Annotated in this window: 24 protein-coding genes; 5 read left to right on the top strand and 19 right to left on the bottom strand. The window is 59.7% G+C overall.

Annotation, left to right across the window (positions count from 1 at the left end; genetic code table 11):
- Positions 1–113 precede the first annotated feature (113 nt).
- Genes DTW90_RS24210 through cysG form a run of 4 tightly spaced genes read right to left on the bottom strand, consistent with a single transcriptional unit; the run spans position 114 to position 4,074 of the window.
- Complete coding sequence (locus tag DTW90_RS24210; RefSeq protein ID WP_132523823.1) at positions 114–626, bottom strand: DUF934 domain-containing protein; 513 nt, start codon at positions 624–626, stop codon at positions 114–116.
- Between the two features lie 12 nt (positions 627–638).
- On the bottom strand, positions 639–2,312 hold the full coding sequence (locus DTW90_RS24205) for a nitrite/sulfite reductase (protein WP_149341479.1): 1,674 nt from the start codon (positions 2,310–2,312) through the stop codon (positions 639–641).
- A gap of 8 nt (positions 2,313–2,320) precedes the next feature.
- Complete coding sequence (locus tag DTW90_RS24200; RefSeq protein ID WP_149341477.1) at positions 2,321–2,635, bottom strand: DUF2849 domain-containing protein; 315 nt, start codon at positions 2,633–2,635, stop codon at positions 2,321–2,323.
- Positions 2,635–4,074, bottom strand: coding sequence for a siroheme synthase CysG (gene cysG / locus DTW90_RS24195; protein WP_149341475.1), 1,440 nt, complete (start codon positions 4,072–4,074; stop codon positions 2,635–2,637). The genes DTW90_RS24200 and cysG overlap by 1 nt, the downstream gene beginning before the upstream one ends.
- Positions 4,075–4,366: 292 nt before the next feature.
- Here cysG and DTW90_RS24190 point away from each other — a divergent pair, with 292 nt between their 5' ends.
- The 3 genes from DTW90_RS24190 to DTW90_RS24180 all read left to right on the top strand — a co-directional run bounded on the left by DTW90_RS24190 (position 4,367) and on the right by DTW90_RS24180 (position 6,468).
- Positions 4,367–4,954 (top strand): nucleoside deaminase, encoded by a 588-nt coding sequence (locus DTW90_RS24190; RefSeq protein WP_149341473.1) that lies wholly within the window; start codon positions 4,367–4,369, stop codon positions 4,952–4,954.
- A 6-nt stretch (positions 4,955–4,960) separates the two neighbouring features.
- Positions 4,961–5,794, top strand: a complete 834-nt coding sequence (gene mazG / locus DTW90_RS24185) for a nucleoside triphosphate pyrophosphohydrolase (RefSeq protein ID WP_149341471.1) — start codon at positions 4,961–4,963, stop codon at positions 5,792–5,794.
- 185 nt (positions 5,795–5,979) lie between these two features.
- A complete protein-coding gene (locus DTW90_RS24180) occupies positions 5,980–6,468 on the top strand; it encodes a GNAT family N-acetyltransferase (RefSeq protein WP_132523829.1) in 489 nt (162 codons plus the stop codon).
- A 51-nt stretch (positions 6,469–6,519) separates the two neighbouring features.
- Here DTW90_RS24180 and hflX read toward each other — a convergent pair whose 3' ends face one another.
- The 8 genes from hflX to dusB form a co-directional block, all read right to left on the bottom strand.
- Positions 6,520–7,851 (bottom strand): GTPase HflX, encoded by a 1,332-nt coding sequence (gene hflX, locus DTW90_RS24175; RefSeq protein ID WP_132523830.1) that lies wholly within the window; start codon positions 7,849–7,851, stop codon positions 6,520–6,522.
- An 89-nt stretch (positions 7,852–7,940) separates the two neighbouring features.
- Positions 7,941–8,183: an RNA chaperone Hfq gene (gene hfq / locus DTW90_RS24170; RefSeq protein WP_003539403.1), complete on the bottom strand. Its 243-nt coding sequence runs from the start codon at positions 8,181–8,183 to the stop codon at positions 7,941–7,943.
- A 109-nt stretch (positions 8,184–8,292) separates the two neighbouring features.
- Positions 8,293–9,156 (bottom strand): D-amino-acid transaminase, encoded by an 864-nt coding sequence (locus DTW90_RS24165; protein WP_149341469.1) that lies wholly within the window; start codon positions 9,154–9,156, stop codon positions 8,293–8,295.
- A gap of 76 nt (positions 9,157–9,232) precedes the next feature.
- A complete protein-coding gene (locus tag DTW90_RS24160) occupies positions 9,233–10,597 on the bottom strand; it encodes a sigma-54 dependent transcriptional regulator (RefSeq protein ID WP_132523832.1) in 1,365 nt (454 codons plus the stop codon).
- Entirely contained in the window at positions 10,587–12,860 is a 2,274-nt protein-coding gene (locus DTW90_RS24155) for a PAS domain-containing sensor histidine kinase (protein WP_149341467.1), read from the bottom strand. Before DTW90_RS24155 ends, DTW90_RS24160 begins: the two co-directional genes overlap by 11 nt.
- 276 nt (positions 12,861–13,136) lie before the next feature.
- Positions 13,137–14,588: a nitrogen regulation protein NR(I) gene (ntrC, locus tag DTW90_RS24150; protein WP_132523834.1), complete on the bottom strand. Its 1,452-nt coding sequence runs from the start codon at positions 14,586–14,588 to the stop codon at positions 13,137–13,139.
- On the bottom strand, positions 14,585–15,745 hold the full coding sequence (locus DTW90_RS24145) for a nitrogen regulation protein NR(II) (RefSeq protein WP_149341465.1): 1,161 nt from the start codon (positions 15,743–15,745) through the stop codon (positions 14,585–14,587). The genes ntrC and DTW90_RS24145 overlap by 4 nt, the downstream gene beginning before the upstream one ends.
- Positions 15,742–16,767 (bottom strand): tRNA dihydrouridine synthase DusB, encoded by a 1,026-nt coding sequence (dusB, locus tag DTW90_RS24140; RefSeq protein WP_149341463.1) that lies wholly within the window; start codon positions 16,765–16,767, stop codon positions 15,742–15,744. Before dusB ends, DTW90_RS24145 begins: the two co-directional genes overlap by 4 nt.
- A 141-nt stretch (positions 16,768–16,908) precedes the next feature.
- On the opposite strand from dusB, the gene DTW90_RS24135 reads away from it, so the two are divergent.
- Positions 16,909–18,129 (top strand): bifunctional 2-C-methyl-D-erythritol 4-phosphate cytidylyltransferase/2-C-methyl-D-erythritol 2,4-cyclodiphosphate synthase, encoded by a 1,221-nt coding sequence (locus DTW90_RS24135; RefSeq protein ID WP_149341461.1) that lies wholly within the window; start codon positions 16,909–16,911, stop codon positions 18,127–18,129.
- A complete protein-coding gene (locus DTW90_RS24130) occupies positions 18,126–18,626 on the top strand; it encodes a CinA family protein (protein ID WP_149341459.1) in 501 nt (166 codons plus the stop codon). The genes DTW90_RS24135 and DTW90_RS24130 overlap by 4 nt, the downstream gene beginning before the upstream one ends.
- Here DTW90_RS24130 and DTW90_RS24125 read toward each other — a convergent pair.
- From DTW90_RS24125 to lpdA, 7 genes are all read right to left on the bottom strand, one after another.
- The gene (locus DTW90_RS24125) at positions 18,617–19,063 is read right to left on the bottom strand and encodes a type II toxin-antitoxin system RatA family toxin (protein ID WP_149341457.1); all 447 of its coding nucleotides are present in this window, start codon (positions 19,061–19,063) and stop codon (positions 18,617–18,619) included. The genes DTW90_RS24130 and DTW90_RS24125 overlap by 10 nt on opposite strands.
- A gap of 10 nt (positions 19,064–19,073) precedes the next feature.
- Positions 19,074–19,664 (bottom strand): AAA family ATPase, encoded by a 591-nt coding sequence (locus DTW90_RS24120; protein WP_149341455.1) that lies wholly within the window; start codon positions 19,662–19,664, stop codon positions 19,074–19,076.
- Between the two features lie 17 nt (positions 19,665–19,681).
- Positions 19,682–20,275 carry an AAA family ATPase gene (locus DTW90_RS24115; protein ID WP_149341453.1) on the bottom strand — a complete coding sequence of 198 codons (594 nt, stop codon included), beginning with the start codon at positions 20,273–20,275 and terminating at the stop codon, positions 19,682–19,684.
- 154 nt (positions 20,276–20,429) lie between these two features.
- Positions 20,430–21,401 carry a lipoyl synthase gene (lipA, locus tag DTW90_RS24110; protein ID WP_132523842.1) on the bottom strand — a complete coding sequence of 324 codons (972 nt, stop codon included), beginning with the start codon at positions 21,399–21,401 and terminating at the stop codon, positions 20,430–20,432.
- Between the two features lie 79 nt (positions 21,402–21,480).
- Positions 21,481–21,729, bottom strand: coding sequence for a GlsB/YeaQ/YmgE family stress response membrane protein (locus DTW90_RS24105; RefSeq protein ID WP_132523843.1), 249 nt, complete (start codon positions 21,727–21,729; stop codon positions 21,481–21,483).
- A gap of 7 nt (positions 21,730–21,736) precedes the next feature.
- Positions 21,737–21,997, bottom strand: a complete 261-nt coding sequence (locus DTW90_RS24100) for a GlsB/YeaQ/YmgE family stress response membrane protein (protein ID WP_149341451.1) — start codon at positions 21,995–21,997, stop codon at positions 21,737–21,739.
- Between the two features lie 80 nt (positions 21,998–22,077).
- Positions 22,078–23,526: a dihydrolipoyl dehydrogenase gene (gene lpdA / locus DTW90_RS24095; RefSeq protein WP_149341450.1), complete on the bottom strand. Its 1,449-nt coding sequence runs from the start codon at positions 23,524–23,526 to the stop codon at positions 22,078–22,080.
- Between the last annotated feature and the right edge of the window lie 37 nt (positions 23,527–23,563).

Here is a 23,563-nt window from a genome sequence, read left to right as displayed (position 1 = left end):
TTCCATGCCTCACCGTAAGCAGGAAATATGCTTATTGCAGTCAAGTTTCCAGACCGCAATGTCACCGGACGGAGAAAAGTATATCACCTCTTCTCACATCCGGGGAAATCGTTTCAGGCGATCTTTCCGGACTGGCGGCGCCAGCTATAGCCCTTGCCGCCCTCGGCATGACGAGCCGTCGGCTGATAGTGATGCGGGATGCTCGGCAGACGGTTTTCGGAAAGCCGCTTCAGCGCCGTTTCGTTGGTCACGGCAAAGCTATCGATGCCGACCCGCAGCATCAGCGGAATCTGGTCGATCAGCACGTCACCGACCGCGCGAATCTCGTTGGTATAGCCGAGACGCTGCCGCAGCAGCGATGCATGGCTGAAAGCCCGGCCGTCATTGAAGGCCGGGAATGCAACAGCAACGATCTCCAGGCGGTAGAGATAGGGCTCAAGGCGCCTTACATCGTCGGCAGGCTTGATCAGCACGCCGAGGCCGACATCGTTGCTCTCTTCAGCCCTGGCAATCATCGCGTCCAGGTCCAGCAACGGCTTCTGGTCTTCCGTCGCCTTCACCTCATCGGTTTCGATGATCCACGGATCGTTTTCGACAAACCCGGTCTCTCTCCAGATCTTCGTCATCTCTATGCCCCCTTATGCCGCTTCTGCTGCCGACGAGCCGTAGAGCGCTTCCTTGAAAGGCTGCGGTCCGACGCGACGATAGGCATCGAGGAAGATTTCCGACGGATTGAGGCGCAGGCCGAGATAAGTATCGACGATGGTCTCGATCGCGTCCGTGACCTTTTCGGGCTCAAAGCCGCGGCCGATGATCTCGCCGATCGAGGTGTGCTCGTCACCGGAGCCGCCAAGCGTGATCTGGTAGAGTTCGGCACCCTTCTTTTCGACACCGAGCAGCCCGATATGGCCGACATGGTGGTGGCCGCAGGCGTTGATGCAGCCCGAGATCTTGATCTTCAACTCGCCGATTTCAGCCTGACGTTCGGCGGAGCCGAAGCGACGGGAGATTTCCTGGGCGACCGGGATCGAGCGCGCATTGGCGAGCGCGCAATAGTCCAGTCCCGGACAGGCGATGATATCGGTGATCAGGCCCGCATTGGCCTCGGCCAGACCGATCGCGACCAAGCCGCGATAGACGGCTTCGAGATCGGCCAGTGCCACATGCGGCAGGATCAGGTTCTGCTCGTGGCTGACGCGGATTTCGTCGAAGGCATATTCCTCGGCGATATCGGCGATCGCATCCATCTGCGCATCCGACGCATCGCCCGGGATACCGCCGATCGGCTTCAGCGAGATCGTCACCATGCCGTAGTCGGGGTTCTTGTGGGGTTGCACGTTCTGCTGAACCCAACGCGCAAACTCGGGATCGGCCTTCTTCCAGCGAGCGAGGTTTTCCCAGCCTTCGGCGCGCTCCGGCAATGCGGGCGGCGCGAAATAGGCGGTGATCGCCTGAACGTCGGCTTCCGGCAGTTTCAGCTCGCTGTCCTTCAGCTTGGCGAACTCGGCCTCGATCTGGCGCGTCAGCTCCTCGGCGCCGGTTTCGTGAACCAGGATCTTGATACGCGCCTTGTACTTGTTGTCGCGGCGGCCATGCAGATTGTAAACGCGCACGATTGCCGTCGTGTAGGACAGTAGATCCTCTTCCGGCAGGAAATCGCGGATCAGCTTGGCAATCATCGGCGTACGGCCCTGGCCGCCGCCGACATAGACGGCAAAGCCGATTTCGCCCTTGCCATTCTTCTTCAGATGCAGGCCGATGTCGTGAACCTGGATCGCGGCGCGGTCACGCTCTGCGCCGGTCACGGCAATCTTGAACTTGCGCGGCAGGAAGGAGAATTCAGGATGAACCGAAGACCACTGTCGCAGGATTTCTGCATAGGGCCGCGGATCGGCGACTTCGTCTGCTGCAGCGCCGGCGAAATGGTCCGCCGTCACGTTGCGAATGCAGTTGCCCGATGTCTGGATCGCGTGCATTTCCACGCTCGCCAACTCTTCCAGAACCGCCGGAATATCGGAGAGCTTCGGCCAATTGAACTGCAGGTTCTGGCGCGTGGTGAAGTGGCCGTAGCCGCGGTCGTAGGTGCGGCCAATATGAGCCAGCATCCGCACCTGCCTGGAGCTTAGCGTGCCGTAGGGAACGGCGATGCGCAGCATATAGGCGTGAAGCTGCAGGTAGACGCCATTCATCAGGCGCAGAGGCTTGAATGCATCTTCCGACAGCTCGCCAGAAAGGCGCCGTTCGACCTGATCGCGAAACTGCGCAACGCGCTCGGCGACAAAGGCGTGGTCAAATTCATCGTAACGATACATCGTCTTCCTCAGGCATCAATGAATTCTGGATCGGCCGGCGCGTAGCCCGGCGCATATTCCATGGTGGGACCTTGGGCGCGGATGCGCTCGCGAAGGCGCAACGGCCACAGAATGCCGTTGGTTTCTTGTACTTCGATGACATTAACGTCAACGACCTTGTTATCCGCATAAGATTTCTTGCCGATCGCCTCAAGCGCCGCGACCGCTTCCGCATGACGAGCGACAAGCGCTTCCTGCAGGGAGGTCGTCCATTCGTCATCCGCATTCAGCCAGACGGCGATGCCGTCGGTCAGGCGATTGGCGGTGAGAACCTTGTCTACCATCATATGCTCCTCGCAAGTTCATCGAGCCGGGCGCGTTTGCGCGTCAGCGGCTCGGACAGTTCAAAATTGGCGCCTGCGACCGCATCGCCGATAATCACCATGACGGGCCCCGTCAACTCGTCCCGGAACTCGAGATCCGGAAGATCCTTCAATGTGCCGTGCAGCAGGCGGCGATCGGAGCGGCTGGCATTCTCGACGACCGCGACTGTCGTCTCGGCCGGCAAGCCCGCATCCATCAGGCGGCTCGCGACCGACGCAGCGACCGTGCGGCCCATATAGACCGCGATCGTCGCGCCCGATACAGCGAGGCTCGCCCAATCCGGCAGGACATCACCCGTGAGATCGTGGCCCGTCGTGAAAACGAGCGAAGATGCAACGCCACGCAAGGTGAGCGGCAGCTCGAAATCGGCTGCGGCAGCAAAGGCGGACGTGATGCCGGGAACAATCTCGTAGGAGATGTCGGCGGCGCGCAGGGCGGCCATCTCTTCGCCTGCCCGGCCATAGACCAGCGGATCACCACTCTTGAGGCGGACGACGCGTTTACCGTCGCGGCCGAGCTGGACGAGCAGATCGTTGATTTCTTCTTGCGACTTCGAATGGCAACCCTTGCGCTTGCCGACCGACAGGCGCTCTGCGTCACGGCGGCCCATGTCGACGATCGCCTGCGGCACAAGGGCATCGTACACGATGACGTCGGCTTCCATCATTACGCGCTGGGCGCGCAGCGTCAGCAAATCAACTGCGCCGGGGCCGGCACCGACGAGCCAGACATGCCCTGAAACTTTCTCCTCGAAGCGCAAGAGCCGATTGGCGACCTGTTGAGCGTGCGGGAGATTGTCGGCAGCAACAGCATCCGCCACCGGGCCTGAAAAGAAGCGGCGCCAGAAAACCCGACGGGCCGCACCGCGCGGAACCACATGCTCGACGGTCTTGCGATAGCTGGTCGCAAGCTCTGCGAGACGGCCGAGGGACGGCGCAAGAAGCTGGTCGATCTGCGCCCGGATCATCTGCGCGAGAACCGGACCGGCCCCTTCCGTGCCGATCGCGACCGCAACAGGTGCGCGGTTGACGAGCGCCGGCGTGAAGAAATCGCAATGATCGGGTTGGTCGACCGCATTCGCCGGGATCTTCTCGGCTCGCGCGGCAGCGGCAATCGCGCGGTCAAGCTCGGCATTTCCCGTAGCTGCAAATACCAGCGAGGCACCTGAAACCTGGTCCGGCGAAAAAGAAGCGCGCACGGTCTGGATACGATTGGAAATCAGGAAGGTGTGATAGTCGGCTTCAGGTGCGTCGGCATAGGCGACGATGCGGGCGCGCGTATTCTGCAGCAGCCGCACCTTGGCAAAGGCCTCGTCGCCATTGCCGAAGACAGCCGTCACCCGTCCTTCAACCCGGAAGAAGGCGGGAAACACAGATAGCTGATCAGTCTTGGGAGGCATACTCTTTCCAATTCGAAGCTGCCGGAATATGCCCTTTAGCGGCAAGAGATTGAAGAAACAGAAATTCCAAACCTCAAGCGAGTTCGTATTCTTTTGCTCGTCCGATCGACGATTTGAGTAAATCTCACCGATCGCGCCAACAAGGGTTCAAGCACGTAAAATCCATAGTTTTTATGGCATTTTCGGCACGACAGAGTCCTTTTCGTTGTGGCAAACGGAACCGGTGCTTCATTTCCGCTTCCCGCGCGACGGGGGTTGCGGATAAGCTCAAGTCAAACTCAGGAGTATCCGCTTGTCTGCCAATACGATTGCCGCTCGACTGCTCGATGTCGTGGAAAACGACATTCTGCCCCTCACTCGACAGGGCGTTGCCGCCGGCAACAAGGTATTCGGCGCGGCGATCCTGCGCAAATCCGACCTTTCGCTGGTCGTGGCCGAAACCAACAACGAGCTGGAAAACCCGCTTTGGCACGGCGAAGTGCATACGCTGAAGCGCTTCTACGAGATGGGCGAGAAACCGACCACGAAAGAGTTGATTTTCCTATCCACGCATGAACCCTGCACCATGTGCATGTCGGCGATCACCTGGGCTGGTTTCGACAATTTCTATTATTTCTTCAGTCACGAGGATTCCCGCGACAGCTTCGCCATCCCGCACGACCTCAAGATCCTGAAAGAAGTCTTCGGCCTTGAACCGGGCGGCTATCGCAAGCAGAACGCCTTCTGGAACAGTTTTGCGATCGCCGACCTGGTGGAGACGGAAGCAGATCACACACGAACCGAACTGAAAGCGCAGATTGCCCGGATCAAGGCGACTTATGCAGCGCTTTCCGATAGTTACCAGGCCTCCAAGGGCGATAACGACATTCCGCTGAATTGAGCCATCATGGAATCTTCAAAAGACATTTCCCGCCTGATCGAAATCATGGCCGCCCTTCGAGATCGCAAGACGGGTTGCCCCTGGGACATCGTCCAGACCTTCGAGACGATCAAGCCCTATACGATCGAGGAGGCCTACGAGGTTTCCGACGCGATCGAACGCCGGGATATGGACGATCTCTGCGACGAGCTGGGCGACCTGCTGCTGCAGGTGGTGTTTCATGCGCGGATGGCGGAAGAGGCCGGTGAATTTTCATTCGGCGATGTCGTCGAGGCCATCACACGGAAAATGATCCGGCGCCATCCGCATGTCTTCGCGCGCTCGGATGCGGACACGCCCGATGCCGTCAAGCTGCAATGGGACCAGATCAAGGCCGAGGAGAAGCGGGAGAGAGCCGAACGCCGCGCGCGGCGCGGTATTACCGAAGACTTCAAGGCAGGCTTCCTGGGTTCGGTGCAACGCAGCTTTCCCGCGCTGACGGAGGCTCTGAAGCTTCAGGAACGGGCAGCGAAGGTCGGCTTTGACTGGTCGGCGCCCGAACCTATCCTCGACAAGATCGAAGAGGAAATCGATGAGCTTCGCGTTGCATTGCGGGACGGCGAAAAAGACAAGGTCGCGGACGAACTCGGCGACCTGATTTTCGCCGTCGTCAATATCGGCCGGCATATCAAAGCTGATCCGGAACAGGCGTTGCGCGGGACGAACACCAAATTCCGCCGCCGTTTCGGCCATATAGAGACGACGCTGGAGGCCGAGGGCGAGACGCTAGAGGGCGCGTCACTGGAGCGCATGGAAGAGATCTGGCAGGCGGCGAAGGCAATCGAGCGGCAGTTGACCTAGGGTGAATTCAGGTTAAGCGTGCATCTGCTATTAGATACTGGGGTCAATGACCGAATTCTCATTGGCGCTTTTCAGTGGAAGCATTTCAGCTTGGTCTTCGGCTCCAATTGAGCGGATGTCTGTGTGAACTCGCAGATCGGGAATGCCCGCAGAGTGCAGCTGTTAAAGGGCGAAAGAAAGCGACTATGATCCGTATGGCGATACCGGATGATGCCGATCGAGCAATCCACGTCATACGCGAATCTATCCAGGAGCTTTGCGTTTCAGATCACCAGGAAAACGACGAAGTCCTGCGAATGTGGCTAGAAAACAAAACGGCTGAGAACTTTCTCCTGTGGCTCGCCTCTGCCAATCAGAGCATTTTCGTTGACGAGCAAGATGGAAAAATTTGCGCAGTTGGCGGGGCAACCAACAGCGGAGAGATCACGCTGAACTATGTTGCGCCCAGCATTCGCTTCCAAGGTGTGAGCAAGATTATGTTAGCCACCCTCGAAGGGTTTTTGACGGATTCGGGCCACAATCAAGCTACTTTAACGAGTACGGAAACAGCGCGCCGCTTTTATTACATGCAAGGCTATGTCGATGCGGGTGCGCCGGAATTTTGGGGCAAACTGCCCGGCTATCCCATGGCTAAGCTCTTAAAGAGGACTCCGCGGACCCAAGGACAGCAATGACGTCAGGAGGGTAGAATCTCACGGGTTCTAAGAAAAGCACCCGCGCCCGCCCTACTCCCAATCTTCCTTCTGCGCCTTCGGCCCGTTGCCCATACGGCGTTCCAATTCCGCAGCCTCGGTTTCTGCGAGACGCAGGTCGAGCGTCACCGAGCCGTCCTCATTGTCCTCTCGTCCGTCGACGACGGCGTGATTGTAGAGCCAGGGCAACAGAGCCAGCTTGTCGACCGGAAGCGTGATCGTCGTTTCGGTCATGACGCCGGAGAGCCTGCGGCTGATCTCGTCCATCAGCCGGTCGACGCCCTCGCCGCTTACCGCAGAAACCGCAACGATATTCTGCGCGCTTGCCGCCTTTTGCACGATGGCGTCGTGGGCTTCCGGCTCCAACCGATCGATCTTGTTCCAGACCTCGATGATGCGTTCAGCGCCCTCGGCCTCGCCGATGCCGAGATCACCGAGGATGCGCATAACGTCAGAACTCTGGGCGGCGTTGTCTTCATCCGCCATGTCGCGTACATGCAGGATCAGATCGGCTTCCAGCACCTCTTCCAGCGTTGCCCGGAAGGCGGCGACGAGGTGGGTCGGCAGATCGGAGATGAAACCGACGGTGTCGGACAGGATAACGGTGCGGCCATGCGGCAGCTTCATGCGGCGCAATGTCGGGTCGAGCGTGGCAAAGAGCATGTCTTCAGCGAGTACGCCTGCCCCTGTGATGCGATTGAACAGCGTCGACTTGCCGGCGTTTGTGTAACCCACGAGCGCCACGATCGGATGCGGCACCTTCTTGCGCTTGGCGCGATGAAGCTGGCGAGTGCGGACGACCTGCTCGAGTTCGCGCTCGAGCTTGATGATGCGATCCTGCAGCAGGCGCCGGTCGGCTTCGATCTGGGTTTCGCCGGGACCGCCCATGAAGCCGCCACCGCCGCGCTGACGCTCAAGGTGGGTCCAGCTTCGGACCAGGCGGCCCTTCTGATAGTTCAGATGTGCCAGATCGACCTGCAGCGTGCCTTCCTTGGTGGAGGCGCGGCGGCCGAAGATTTCAAGGATGAGGCCCGTCCGGTCGATGACCTTGGCGTTCCATTCCTTTTCGAGATTCCGCTGCTGCACCGGCGTCAGGGGATGATCGACGATGACGAGGCCGGCGTCGAACTCGTCGAGAAGCGCCTTGATCTCCTGCATCTTGCCAGTGCCCATCAAGGTTGCCGGCCGCGGGTCGTTGACCGGCACCACGACGCCGCTCATCACATCCAGATCGATCGCCTGGGCAAGGCCCTTGGCTTCTTCCAGTCGGCTTTCCGGCGAACGTGAGGTGGTGATCGCGGTTTCGTTCTGGGAAACCTTGCTTCGCGCCTGTTTCAGCACAGGCACGATGACAACGGCGCGCATGTCATCCCGGAGCTTTTTGGTTTCCGGGATGATGGAATCGTTCTTGGTATCGCGTGTCGTGATGACGGCAGATCCTATCTAGGATGCATTCAGGATGCGGCTTCTTCGCTCTCGAACATCTGCATCGGCTGGCCTGGCATGATGGTCGAGATCGCATGCTTGTAGACAAGTTGCGAATGACCGTCTCGGCGCAGCAGGACGCAGAAATTGTCGAAGGACGTAACAACGCCCGTGAGCTTTACACCGTTGATCAGGAAAATCGTAAGTGAAATTTTTTGTTTGCGAACAGTATTGAGAAACAGATCCTGCAAATTCTGAGAACGTTCCGCCATCGCGCCGCTTCTTTCTTTCTTGCCGACAAATGTCGGTGGAATATCAACTTAGTCCTGGTGTCCCCGGAGGCGAGATTCCCTCGTATCTCCCCTCCAGCAAATCTTGGTATCAAATCACTGTCTTTTCCGCAACGTCGAAAAAGGCCTCTCGGATTTTCTGTGACACACTTCCCGGGTGACCGTTGGCAATGGTCTGGCCATCGATGGAAACAACGGGAAAACAAATGCTTGTCGCCGCCGTGATGAACACTTCGCGAGCCGACATCATCTCTTCGACGGAAAAATACCGCTCCGCAACCGGCAGATCGAGCTTGCCGGCCACGTCGATCAGCGTCGTTCGCGTGATGCCCCGAAGGATGCCGTGCTCGGCCGGGCGAGTGACCAGGATACCATCCGCATCGACGATCCAGACGTTGGTGGCGGCCCCCTCCTTCACCATGCCGTTGTGATCGATATAGATCGCCTCCTGCGCACCGGCCTCCTTGGCCTGCTGGCGCGCCAGCGCGTTCGGCAGCAATCCCACGGTCTTGATATCGACGCGGTCCCAGCGATTGTCCCGAACAGTGATCGCCTTGATGCCGCTGGCATTCTTTTTGGCGACTATCGTTGGGTCGGTGCTCTTGGCCGTCACGACGATCGAAGAGGGCGTTCCTTCCTTGGGGAAGACGTGATCGCGGCGAGCCACACCGCGTGTTACCTGAAGATAGAACAACCCGTTGCGGACATGATTACGGCGCAGCGTCTGGCGAATGACCTGCGTCAGCGCCGCGCGGCTCATCGGCCATGCAATCCGCAACTCACCGAGCGAACGATTAAGGCGATCGAGATGCCGCGTCAGATCGACGATCAGGCCATGCCTGACCTCGCAGACCTCATAGACCCCGTCGGCAAACTGATAGCCACGGTCCTCGATATGCACCATCGCGTCCGTATGCGCTACGTATTGTCCATTCACATAGGCTATTCTCGGCATTGCGTACCTTCGTCGAAATCACTTGAAATAGAAAAAGCAAGACGGGCGGCGGCAATGTCACCGCCCGGAGATAACATCAAACGCCGAGCGACTTCAGCTTGCGATGGAGCGCCGACCGCTCCATCCCGACAAATTCCGCCGTGCGGGAAATATTGCCGCCAAAGCGATTGATCTGGGCGATCAGATAATCCCGCTCGAACATCTCACGCGCTTCACGCAGGGGCAACGTCATGATGTGATAGTCGTTCTTGGCGGAGACCTTCGGCAGCATGTCGCCAAGGTCGGTCGGCAGCATTTCCGCCGTGATCGGAGTCTCCGGTCCGTCGGTGCGCGCGAGGATCATCAGCCGCTCGATGTTGTTGCGAAGCTGGCGGATATTGCCGGGCCAGTCGTGCGCCTGCAGAACGGCCATAGCATCGTCGCCGATCCGACGGGTTCGGATGCCGGCCTGTTCGGATATCTGCCGCATCAACTGGTCTACGAGGAAGGGAATATCCTCGCGGCGTTCGGCGAGCGCCGGCACGCGGACGGGCACGACGGCAAGACGATGATAGAGATCTTCGCGGAACAGGCTTTCGGCAATACGGCTTTCGAGATTATAGGCCGTCGAGGAAATGATGCGGACGTCGACCTTCACCCGCTTGGAGCCGCCGACGCGCTCGAACTGCTGATCGACCAGAACACGCAGGATCTTATTCTGGGTCTCGCGGGGCATTTCGCCGACTTCATCGAGATAGAGGATGCCGCGATGCGCCTCTTCCAGCGCGCCGATCTTGCGCGCCTGACCAGGTGAACCCTCGGTTCCGAAGAGCGCGATCTCCATGCGATCCGGCGTGATATTGGCCGCGTTCAGCGCGACGAAGGGGCCGCTCGATCGCGTCGACTTCTTGTGGATCATACGGGCGACGAGTTCCTTGCCTGATCCCGATGGGCCGAAGATCATGACGCGGCTGTTGGTCGGAGCGACCTTGTCGATCGTCTGGCGAAGCTGGGACACGGCAATCGACGTACCGATCAATTCCGCCGCCTCGCCGGCGCGGCGCTTGAGCTCCACGACCTCACGCTTCAGCTTGGAATTTTCGAGCGCCCGCTCGGCGATCAGCAGCAGTCGGTCTGCCTTGAAGGGTTTTTCGATGAAATCGAAGGCGCCACGCTTGATGGCGGAAACTGCCGTTTCGATATTGCCGTGACCTGATATCATCACGACCGGCAGTTCCGGATGGCGGGTCTTGATTTCGTCCAGCAATGCCAGACCATCCAGCTTGCTGCCCTGCATCCAGATATCCAGAAAGACCAGCCGCGGGGCACGATCGGAAATCGCTGCCAGCGCGCTGTCGCTATCATGGGCTGTCCGGGTTTCATGACCTTCGTCGGAAAGGATCCCCGAGACAATCTCGCGAATGTCTTCCTCGTCGTCTACAACGAGAATATCAGATGCCATAAACATTTTCCTTATCGCTTGCGGGCTGGGCTGCGGTTCCCAGTTCGCGACGTGGCAGATGCACGCGGATCATGGCTCCCCTTCCCTGGTCGAAATCTGCGGGAGCATCGTGGAGTTCCAGCTGCCCGCCGTGGTCTTCAATAATTTTTTTGACAATCGCGAGGCCGAGGCCGGTGCCCTTCTCGCGCATGGTCATATAGGGCTCAAGAATACTGTGCCTGTTTTCGACGGGCAGGCCGCGCCCGTTATCGATCACGTCGACCGTAAAGCGGTCGCGCTCTTCATCGAGGGATGCCCGGACGAGGACCTTCGGCTGCTCGCGGCTCTCGTCGGTCGGCACGGCCTCGATCGCCTCGACCGCATTCTTGATGAGATTGCCGAAGGCCTGACCCAGCATGCGGGCATCGAACATGCCCTCCAGCGGCTCGCTGCCCAGTTCCCGCTCGAATTTGACATGCGTGTTGCCCATCTCCCTGAGGAACACGGCATCGCGCAAAATGTTTCGAAGATCGCTCGGCTCCATCGTCGGCTTCGGCATGCGGGCGAAGGACGAGAATTCATCGACCATGCGGCCGATATCGCCGACCTGCCGGATGATCGTATCCGTGCATTGATCGAAGACCGCCCGATCGTTCTCGTCGATATGTTTGCCGTAACGGCGGCGGATACGCTCTGCGGATAGCTGGATCGGCGTCAGCGGATTCTTGATCTCGTGAGCGATGCGACGGGCGACATCCGCCCATGCGGTCGAACGCTGGGCGATAACGAGGTCGGTGATATCGTCGAGGGTGATGACGTAGGATTCGTTGTGATCCCTCGCCTCCTCCCGCGTGACCTGGACGCTGAGTGTCCGGACAGTACCGCCGCGAACGAGTGCAATCTGTTTGCGGAAATCATTGCGATGACGCGCGGCGGCTTCGGTGACCACCTGATCGACCTCAGGGGCAATATCGGCAAGATTCTTGCCCAGGAGTTCGGCGCTCGGTTGAGTCAACAACACCTCGGCTGACGTGTTGACGATGGTGATCTGCCGATCGTGCTGAACGCCGATAACGGCAGCCGTAACGCCCGACAGAACCGCCTCGATGAAGCGGCGGCGATCATCCACTTCGTCCTTGGCTTCGACAATCTCGTCATGCTGTGTGCGTATCTGCGAGATCATCTTGTTGAAGGTTCGCGAGAGGTTGCCAACATCGCCGTCGGCGGCGCGAACCGGCACTAGGACGTTCATATTGCCAGACGCAACATTGTCGGCGGCGCTGATGAGCAGTCGAATCGGGCGGACGATCCGGTCGGCGACCGCGATGGCCGTCCAGATCGCGGCAAGAAGCACGATCAGCGCAAAACCGAGATAGAGCACGGCGAAGGCGATCTGCAGCGAGATCCTGCCCTCGTCCATCGACTTATATTCGGCCGTATTTTCCTCGACCATGCGCATAGCGCTCATGACGCGGGGATCGACAGCCCGGACCGTATAGAGAAATGCACCGGAAATTTCGTCGAGCTTGATAATCGCGCCGACAAGGTTGGTCACTCCAGGTGGAATGAGAGTCGGCTGGCCGCCGGCCGAGGCGGCAAGTGCATCCTTCGGAATGGCCGGCAGCGGCCTTTCCGTCTTGATGTCGGCCTGGACGATGACCGATCCATCCGACCGCACAATAAACGCGCCAAGCAAGCCGCGTCCGCGGGCCTGACGCGTCATCAGATCGGCAAAACCGGTTCGGTCGAGATTATAGAGGGCCCGATTGCGTTCCAGGTCGTTGCCCATGGACACGGTCTGACCCTGGAGATAGCTGGCATTCTCGGTCAGATAGGCCTGCGCGACGTTCTGGGACGAACTGATGATCTGCTGTGTGCGCAAGGCAAACCAGCGGTCGAGGCCGACGTTCAGGGTCAGGCTGGCAAAGATTGCAACGAGGATCGCCGGCGTAATCGCCACGATCGAAAACAGGACCACGATACGAATATGCAAGCGGGCGGCGGCACGGCCGCGACTGCGGGCCTTGAAGAGGCGGAAGACCTCGAAACCGACCATGAAGAGCAGGCCGCAGACGAAGGCCGAATTCACTGCCACCGATGCGATGACGACCTGCGATGTCGGGGGAATTGGGGTGAGGCCCAGCAGGACCAGAAGCGTGGCCACGGCGCATAACAGCGCACCACCCGCCAATATCAGTCCCGGCAGCGTAAAGGAGGCACGGCGATCCCTGATATTCACGACTTTTCTGTCGCGCAGCCTCGGCGATTCCGCATCTTGGTTCATTCGCGCCTCTCTCAACCGGGGCGATTCTCGTCCCGGCCATGCATCATCGAATTCCAGCTTTTCGCGACCTCACGGCGGCCGATGAGAAAGGAGAGGCTGCGCATCGCGCATTTTTCGGTAAAGCACGCGGCCGCACTGTCGCAACCACCTGAAACACCGCCGATCTTCCCAACGAGAAGAATATGTCGGCCACTCATTTCCACGAAAAACGTGAATCCGCTGCGTGACCTTTAAGCAACGCATTGTGGCGAAAATGCAACGCATCCTGCCACCTTGTCAAGCCGTGCGGGAGCTCCGATAGACCGAAACACCGAGTTCCCGGATCTTCTTTCGCAGCGTATTGCGGTTGAGGCCGAGGAGATCGGCGGCTTTGATCTGATTTCCGCGGGTCGCCGTCAGCGCTGCCAGGATCAGAGGATACTCCATTTCGGTCAAAACGCGGTCATATAATCCGGGCGGCGGCAGATTTTCGCCGAAGCTGGCGAAATAAGTGCGCATGTTTTCCTCGACAGCCTGAGCAATCGACATGTTGCCATTGCGAACCGGCCCCTTGTCGATCGGGCTGTCGGGCACATCGGCCCGCAGCTCGGAATCGATGATTTCGCGGGTGATGACATCCTGTGGATAAAGCGCCATGAGGCGGCGGATGAGGTTTTCCAGTTCGCGGACATTGCCCGGCCACGGATAGGCCTTCATCAATTCGAGCGCTTCCTGATCGAAACGCTTCGAACCGAGGCCCTCCTTCTCCGCCTGCTGGACGAAATGCCGAACCAGGTCCGGAATATCCTCCGCGCGGTCGCGCAGCGGCGGCAGCCGCAGCGGCACGACGTTCAGGCGGTAATATAGGTCTTCGCGGAAGAGGCCCTGGTTGATCGCCTGCTTCAGATCCTTGTTGGTGGCGGCCACGATGCGAACGTCGGTGCGGATCGGCGTGCGTCCGCCGACCGTCGTATATTCGCCCTGCTGCAGGACGCGCAGCAGGCGCGTCTGGGCGTCCATCGGCATGTCGCCGATTTCATCGAGGAAGAGAGTTCCACCCTCGGCCTGTTCGAAACGGCCGGTCGAGCGCGTCTGAGCGCCGGTGAAAGCGCCCTTCTCATGGCCGAAAAGTTCGGATTCGATGAGATCGCGCGGAATGGCGGCCATGTTGATGGCGACGAAGGGGCCGTTGCGGCGCTTGCCGTAGTCGTGCAGCGCGCGGGCGACCAGTTCCTTGCCGGTACCGGATTCGCCGGTGATCATCAGCGTCAGATCGGTCTGCATGAGACGCGCCAGCACGCGGTAGATTTCCTGCATGGCGGCGGAGCGGCCGACCAGCGGCATGCCGTCCTGGATGTCGTCTTCGAGCTTGGCAGGCTTGCGCTTCGGCTCCGAGAGCGCACGGCCGATGATGGCGATCAGTTCCGTGAGATCGAAGGGCTTCGGCAGATAGTCATAGGCTCCCTTCTCCGAAGCCTTGATCGCCGTCATGAAGGTATTCTGGGCGCTCATGACGAGAACTGGCAGGTCCGGCCGGGCCTTTTTGATGCGCGGCAAGAGATCGAAGGCATTTTCGTCGGGCATGACGACGTCGGTCACGACTAGATCGCCCTCTCCGGCGGAAACCCAGCGCCATAGCGTGGCGGCATTCGATGTTATACGTACATCGTAGCCGGCGCGGCTAAGCGCCTGATTAAGCACGGTGCGGATGGCCGCATCGTCGTCGGCAACAAGGATCGTGGCAGTCATCTGGAAGGTCCTGTAGCGTTCGGAGAGATGGCGTCGTCGAGCGTGATGTCCTTGGAGGCAGGCATCAGCACGCGGAAGATGGTCTTATGGTTCTGGCTGTCGCATTCGATGATGCCGCCATGGTCGCCGATGATCTTGGCAACGAGCGCCAGACCGAGACCGGATCCGTTCGTCTTTGTCGTGATGAACGGATCGAAGAGATGCGGGAGGAGATCGGCCGGTACGCCCGGACCGTTGTCGATCACGCAGAATTCCAGCGGCAGCGAAATCTTCTCGCGCGTACCGGCGACCGAAAGGCGGATGCCGGGTCGATAGGCCGTGGTCAGCACGATTTCCGCCTCCGGCGTGTCGCTGAGCGCCTCGGCCGCATTCTTCACCAGATTGAGGAAGACCTGTATCAGCTGGTCGCGGTTGGCAAAGACCGCCGGCAGCGAGGGGTCATAGAGTTCGGTGATCTTGATGTTGCGGGCAAAGCCCGCCTTGGCGATCGCCTTCACATGGTCGAGCACCGAGTGGATGTTGATCGGCAGGCGATCGACCGGCCGCTCGTCGGAGAAAACCTCCATGCGATCGACAAGCGAGACGATGCGGTCCGTCTCGTCGCAGATGAGCCGCGTCAAGGCACGGTCGTCATCTTCTACCGATTGTTCGAGAAGCTGTGCCGCACCGCGGATACCGGAAAGCGGGTTCTTGATCTCATGGGCCAGCATCGAGGCGAGACCGGTCACCGAGCGGGCAGCGGCGCGATGGGTCAGCTGCCTGTCGATCTTGTCGGCCATCGAACGTTCCTGAAACACGACGACGACGGAGCCCGGTTCGCTGGGAACGGGAGCGACATAAATATCGACCAGCTTGTCCTGGCCGAGACGCGGCGAGCTCAGGTCGACGCGATATTCGTTGACCGGCGCCTTGCGCTCGCGCACCTGATCGATGAGCGCCAGAAGCGGACTGCCGAAGGGAATGAAGCTCGAAATCTTGTAGCGGGCGAGATGGGAGGCGCTGGCGCCGAAAAAGGCCTCCGCCTCCCAGTTGGCAAAGACCATGAGGCCGGCTTCGTCGACCATGACGACGGGATTTTGAATGGCATTCAGCACCGCCATCGCCATGGCGTTGCCTGTACCCGCAGCAGGAGGCGTGGAGTCTGACTTGGAGCTCATGCCGCCTCCCGGGCGTTGGACGCAACGCAATCGGCGCCGAGCGCCTCGCGGAAATGTTGAATGACGACACGGCTGTCCGTCGCCGTCATGATCGCAGTCTTTTTCTCGGCGGCAAGCGCCGTTGCGTAGCGATCGAGGTACCAGCCGAGGTGCTTGCGAGAATGGCGCAAGCCGACCGCCTCGCCGTAGAATTCCAGCATCTTCTCGTAGTGTTCGACGGCAATGTCAGCGATGTCGCCGAGATCGGGCGCGGCGTGACCAGCCAGCACGCCGGCATGCCACGGGCGGCCCTGGCAGCCCCTGCCGATCATCACGGCGTCGGCGCCGGACCGGCAAAGGATCTCCTGCGCATCCTCAGGCGTGTCGATATCGCCATTGGCGACCAGCGGAACGGAAATCACGTCCCTCACGGCCCGGATCGCATCCCAATCCGCCCTGCCCTCGTAAAACTGCATACGGGTGCGGCCGTGGATGGTCACGAGCTGGATCCCAGCTTCTTCCGCGCGGCGCGCAATCTGCGGCGCGTTCAGCGATGTGTGATCCCAGCCGAGCCGCATCTTCAGGGTCACGGGCACATCGACGGCTTTCACCGTTGCCTCGATCAGGCTAAGTGCGTGATCGGGATCGCGCATCAAAGCGGAGCCGGCATAGCCGCCGATCACCTTCTTGGCTGGACAGCCCATGTTGATGTCGATGATATCGGCGCCATTGTCGACGGCGATCTTAGCGGCCTCGGCCATCCAATGGGCCTCGCGGCCGGCAAGCTGGACCATGTGCGGCTTGAGCCCCGCGCTCCTCAACCGCGCCCAGGATTCCGGCGTGTCCTGCACCAGCTCCCGGCTCGCAACCATTTCTGTCACCACCAATCCGGCGCCATAGCGCAAGGCGAGTTGCCGGAACGGGAGATCGGTCATACCGGACATCGGCGCCAGAATCACCCGGTTTCGGATCGAAACGGAACCGATGGAAAACGGCGCTGCTAAGTTGAAGGAAAGCAAATGATTATCTTTCAGGCATGCCATTGGTTTGCACTATTTTTAGCCACTCTTTATGGGCTTGCCAAGGGGTTTCGGTGAAAGCCGATATTTTTTGGGCAAATGCTGGAAAATGCCCTGTCGAGGCGATAGACCGCTGCTATCGCGCTGGCTGTTTCCCGGGGATTTATGACGCAAATGCCTTCAATGCAACCAATGTTCGCCGGAATAGTCATCGTTGCCGCCGGCAGAGGCGAACGCGCCGGATCGCCTGAGGAAGGCCCGAAGCAGTATCGCCCCATCGGTGGCAAGCCGGTTATTGCGCATACGCTTGAAAGATTCGTGACATGGCCGCAAACGGCAAAGATCGTGGTCGTGATCCACCGGGATGACGAAGCGCTTTTCAAGGCTGCTTTGGCACATCTGTCCGATCAGTCGAAAATCTCATTCGCGTTCGGCGGCAAGACGCGCCAGCAATCGGTGCTCGCCGGATTGCAGGCGCTCGGCGAAGCAGAGATTACGCATGTCATGATCCATGATGCGGTGCGTCCGTTCTTCGATCATGATCTGCTCGATCGAGTACTCTCGGCACTCTCGGCCGGCGCGCCTGCCGTGCTGCCTGCAATGCCGGTCGCAGATACGCTCAAGCGAGCAACGGCGGACAATCTTGTCGGTGAGACCGTTCCGCGCGCTCATCTGCATGCGGCGCAGACCCCGCAATCATTTCAGTTCGCCGAGATCCTTGCTGCGCACGAAAAGGCCGAAGCGGAACACAAGACCGATTTTACCGACGATGCCGCCATCGCGGAATGGGCAGGAATGCCGGTCACTCTGGTCCTGGGCACGCCGGACAATGTCAAACTGACGATCAAAAGGGATATTGCCATGGCTGACGAGAAGCTTACTGGGGCGCTGCTGCCGGATGTGCGCACAGGAAACGGCTATGACGTGCATCAGCTCGAAGCCGGCGATGGCGTGACGCTTTGCGGCGTCTTCATTCCCCACGACCAAAAGCTTAAGGGCCATTCCGACGCCGATGTGGCGCTGCATGCGCTGACCGATGCGCTCCTTGCCACTTGCGGCGCAGGCGACATAGGCGACCATTTCCCGCCCTCCGATCCGCAATGGAAGGGCGCACCGTCGCGCATCTTCATCGAGCACGCCGCCAGGATCGTGCGGGAGAACGGCGGGACGATCATGAATGCCGACGTGTCGCTGATCGCCGAGGCGCCGAAGGTCGGGCCGCATCGGGACAGCATGCGCGCCAAGCTTTCCGAATATCTCGGCATCGATATTCAGCGCTGCTCGGTCAAGGCAACCACCAACGAGACGATCGGCTTCGTCGGCCGTCGCGAGGGTATCGCCGCCATCGCAACGGCGACGGTCGTTTACCGCGGAGGCAAGGCATGAGCTACTTTTCCGACGACATTCTTTCGCTCGCCCAGACGATCATCACAGAGTTTGCGGCAAAGGGTCTGATGGTCTCAACCGCCGAATCCTGCACCGGCGGACTGATTGCCGGGGCATTGACCGATATTTCCGGCTCGTCGGCAGTCGTCGACCGCGGCTTCGTGACCTATACCAACACGGCGAAGATGGAGATGCTGGGCGTGCAGGAAGCAACGCTTGCGAGTTTTGGCGCTGTGTCCAGAGAAACGGCCCTCCAGATGGTGCATGGTGCGCTTTATCGGTCGGAGGCCGATATGGCCGTTGCCGTCACCGGTGTTGCCGGACCGGGTGGCGGCTCGGTGGATAAGCCAGTCGGCCTCGTCCATCTTGCCGCCAAGTCACGCTCCGGCGAGATCATTCACCGTGAAATGCGTTACGGCGATATCGGCCGCGACAAGGTGCGCAGCGCGACGGTTCAGACGGCTCTGGAAATGCTGCTGAAGCTCTTTCAGGCGTAGATCTTGCCGGCACGCGTCTCGAAGGCATCGGTGAACATCCGGAAGGCGCGGTCGAACATCGAGCCCATGAGGGCGCCGAGGATACGGCTCTTGAACTCGTAGTCGATGAAGAAATCGATCACGCATCCGCCGTTCGGACCATCCTGGAAACGCCAGCGATTGTCGAGATATTTGAACGGGCCGTCGATATATTTCACGTCGATGGCGTTCTCTGCCTTGTTCAGCAACACCTGGGTGGTGAAGGTCTCGCGGATCGCCTTGTAGCCGACGGTCATGTCGGCAATCAGCAGGATCTTCCCGTCCCTCTCCTTGCGGTTTCGGACGGTCAACGCGTCGCAAAGGGGCAAGAATTCGGGATAGCGCTCGACGTCGGCGACGAGGTCGAACATCTGCTCGGGGGTATGCGGGACGGTGCGGTGAGTTTCGAACTGAGGCATGAACCGGCAATTAAGCTGGCGTGCCGAGAAGATCAAGAAGCTCGCGTGTTTGCCGACGGGATTTTAGCTGCAGAACCGGGACTTCTGGAGCATGTGCAGCGATGCCGGTCACGAAGCGCGGCGTGAATTTCTTGTCATAGGTCCAGATGAAACGAACGAACTCCCAATCGATCTTCTCGATGCAACCCGGCGCCATTTCCGGCCGCGTGCGACCGAAGAACATGATCCAGCGTTTGAAAACCGACCAGATGCAGACGAGGCGCGAGATCTGCATCCAGATGACGAGGTCAGCACGCGGCAGCCGCAGATCGAAGCTCGATGGGTTGCTGCCATCCATGATCCAACGCTCTCTGGCGACCATTTCAGTGATGATCTCGCGCTGCTCTGTCCTCGGACGCTCGGTCCAGCCTGGCATCCAGAAAATGTCCCGATCGAAGGAGATGTAAGTAAGGCCGAAGCGCTGTGCGAGCTTCTGCGACAGCGTCGATTTTCCGCCGCCGGAACAACCGATGACAAGGATGCGGTTTGCACTGCGGATCTGTCCCGCGGCGGTGACATCGTCAACGAAGTTCAACGCCGTCGACAGCACCGATTGGTCCATAAGGGTCTCCTCCAAGATCATGCCGCGGTCTGCAACAGAGCGAGCAATCGATCAATCTCGCGGAAGGAACTCAGCGTCAGGAGAGGAATATGGGACCCATGTTTGGTCAGCATCTCCTCGAACTGAGGCACTTCCTTGCGCTCGAAATTCCAGATGTAACGCAGGAATTTCAGGTCGATGTGCTCAGGACAACCGGGTGCCATTTCGGGACGCGTCTTTCCGTGATATTTCCACCAGCGCTTGAACACGCCGAGGAATGCCACATGGCGTGGTGCACGGCGCCATATCACAAGATCCGTGCGCGGCAGCCTTATCGGCAGGGTTCCGGGGCTGTTGCCGTCCATGATCCAGCGCGGCCCGGCAACCGCATCACGGATGCGTTGCTGGATCTCCTCGCGCGGTCGCAGCTTCCACCCCGGCAGCCAGAAAATGTCACGGTCCATCGAGATATAGACATGACCGAATTGCTCGGCCAGGGCCTTTGCGAGCGTGCTTTTGCCCGTGCCGGAGCAGCCGATAATAAGGATGCGCTCCGCCTTTTGAACGAGGGCAGCTGCCTTTGCGAGATCTTCGACATAGTTTGGAGTGGCAAGCTTCGATGTCTGATCCATGCCCTGCTCCATTCAAATAGCTATGTGCGGGCGAGCGATCTATTCCGCCGATATGACCGGCACATGACAAACAGGATTCCACAACCAGAAATTAAATAAATAAAAAGGCCGCAGCAATCACCGCGGCCTTATCGAAACAAAGGCGCCGAAAATATTACTCGGCAGCAATCAGCAGCTTCTTTTCGCGCGCGGCCTTCAGGCGGGCGAAATCGTCGCCGGCGTGGTGGGAGGAGCGGGTCAGCGGGCTCGAGGCGACCATCAGGAAGCCCTTGGTATAGGCGACCGTCTCGTAGGACTTGAATTCCTCAGGCGTGACGAAGCTCATGACGGCGTGATGCTTGCGGGTCGGCTGCAGATACTGGCCGATGGTGAGGAAGTCGACGTCCGCGGTGCGCAGGTCATCCATCAGCTGCAGCACTTCGTTGCGCTCTTCCCCGAGGCCGACCATGATCCCTGATTTGGTGAACATGGTCGGGTCCAGCTCCTTCACCCGCTGCAGCAGGCGAATGGAATGGAAATAGCGGGCGCCGGGACGAACGGTGAGGTAGTTGCCAGGGACCGTCTCCATATTGTGATTGAAGACGTCAGGCTTTGCCGCGACGACGCGCTCCAGCGCACCAGGCTTCTTCAGGAAGTCAGGTGTCAGGATTTCGATAGTTGTGGCAGGAGACGCGGCGCGGATCGCCCAAATTACCTTCTCAAAATGCTCGGCTCCACCGTCCTCGAGATCATCGCGGTCGACCGAGGTGATGACGACGTGGGACAGGCCCATTTCCTTGACGGCCTTGGCGACATTCTCCGGTTCGGCCATGTCGAGCGCGTTCGGTTTGCCGGTCGCGACGTTGCAGAAGGCGCAGGCACGGGTGCAGATTTCACCCATGATCATAAAGGTCGCGTGCTTCTTGTCCCAGCACTCGCCGATATTCGGGCAGCCGGCCTCTTCGCAGACGGTGACGAGCTTGTGCTCCTTCACGATCGAGCGGGTCTCCTGATAGCCTTTCGACGTCGGCGCCTTGACGCGGATCCAGTCCGGCTTGCGCAGGACTTCAGTATCCGGGCGATGCGCCTTTTCCGGATGCCGGACGCGCTTGGCCTCTGGATTGATCGTGTCGAGAATCGTGACCATCAGTTCAACTTTCCGCCGCCCCAACGCGGCCCCTTTCGCATATTTTCCCGCCCGAATGTCGGCAAGTTTTTTATGCTTTCTAGCGCCGCACCAGCCGCGCCAGGAATATCAACAGGCAGGCTCCGAGGAAGCCGGTGATGAAGAAGCCGAGCCTGCCGCCGGCCACCACCACATGAAACTGCGCTAATATCGCCGTCGCAATGACGGAACCGACGATACCGAGCACGATGTTGAGGAGGACGCCGTAGCGCGCCTCCATCAGCTTGCCGGCGAGCCAGCCTGCCAAACCGCCGATAATGATCGCGCCAATCCAGCCCACGCTTTCCATTCGCCCTCTATCCCCACGCTATCAACCGCGCCAGCAGGACGACGATAATCGCGCCGACGGTCGCATGAATGATCTCAACCACCAGCGCGTTTTGTATTCCGAGCGATATCCCCAGCGCATGGAAGAGGAAACCGCCGACGAAGGCACCAATGACGCCGCTGACGAGGCAACTAATCAAACCGCCTCCCCCAACCACCAGGCTGGCAAGAAAGCCAGCCACGAGACCGATCAGGAGAAATACGATCCAAGCATGCTGTACTGCTGTCATGTATTGATTTCCTTTCCTGTTTTCCACCCCTTGGGATGACTGAAGCCACCAAGGGATAGAAAGAGCGGATCAGGAAATTATCAAGTATTCAACACGCGGCCGTAGGCATCGAGAACGGCTTCCTTCATCGTCTCCGAAACGGTCGGATGCGGGAAGATCGTGTGCATCAATTCTTCTTCAGTCGTCTCCAGGTTCATGGCGACGACGAAGCCCTGGATGAGTTCGGTGACTTCCGCGCCGACCATATGCGCGCCCAGCAACTCACCGGTCTTCTTGTCGAAGATCACCTTGCAGAGACCCTGATCCTCGCCGAGCGCGATCGCCTTGCCGTTCGCCGTGAAGGGGAAGCGGCCGACGCGGATGTCGCGGCCCTGCTCCTTGGCCTTGGCTTCGGTGAGGCCGACGGAAGCAACCTGCGGCTGGCAGTAGGTGCAGCCCGGAACCTTCAGCTTGTCGATCGGATGAACGTTCGGCAGGCCGGCGATCTTCTCGACGCAGACTACGCCTTCATGCTCAGCCTTGTGGGCGAGCATCGGCGGGCCGGCGACGTCGCCGATCGCGTAGATACCCGGTACGTTGGTCTTGCCGTAGCCGTCGATCACGACACAGCCGCGATCAGTCTTCACGCCAAGGGCTTCCAGGCCGAGATTTTCGATATTGCCCTGCACGCCGACGGCAGAGATCATCCGATCGGCCGTGATCTGCTGCGACTTGCCGTCAGCGGTCTCGACGGTCGCGGTGACGCTGTCGGCGCCCTTCTCGACCTTCGTCACCTTGGCGCTGGTGAAGATCTTCAGGCCGCGCTTTTCAAGCTGCTTGCGAGCGATCGCGGTCACTTCCGCATCCTCGACCGGCATGATCGTCGGCATGACTTCGACGACGGTTACGTCGACGCCCATCGAGCGATAGAAGCTTGCGAATTCGATGCCGATCGCGCCCGACCCCATGACGATCAGCGACTTCGGCAGGGCGTCCGGCTTCAGCGCTTCGAAATAGGTCCAGATCAGCTTGCCATCCGGCTCGATGCCCGGCAGGGCGCGCGGGCGCGCGCCGGTCGCGATGATGATGTTCTTGGCGGTGTAAGTGCCTTCCTGGCTCTTGATGTTCTTCGGCAGCGGATGCTGCGGCTCGACGACGGGCTTCGTGGTCTTGGTGACCACGACTTCGCCGGGCTTGCTGATCTTAGCCTCGCCCCAGATGATGTCGACCTTGTTCTTCTTCATCAGGAAGCCAACGCCCATGTTCAGACGGGCGGAGACGGCGCGCGAGCGGCCAACGACGGCCTTGGCATCCGGCTTTACGGTGCCTTCGAGAACGAGGCCGTAATCCTTCAGATGGTTGGAATGGTCGAGGATCTCGGCCGAGCGCAGCAGCGCCTTGGTCGGAATGCAGCCCCAGTTCAGGCAGATGCCGCCCATATGCTCGCGCTCGATGATCGCGGTCTTCAGGCCAAGCTGGCCGGCGCGCACGGCGGCCACATAGCCGCCGGGACCGGAACCGATGATGATGAGGTCGTAATTCTCAGCCATGTGTTGTTTCCTGCCTTTTCATTGGCGGCTGAACAGA

Source organism: Neorhizobium sp. P12A, from assembly GCF_008365395.1.
Classification (GTDB): Bacteria; Pseudomonadota; Alphaproteobacteria; order Rhizobiales; family Rhizobiaceae; genus Rhizobium.
This window is presented reverse-complemented; position numbering and strand designations above follow the sequence as displayed.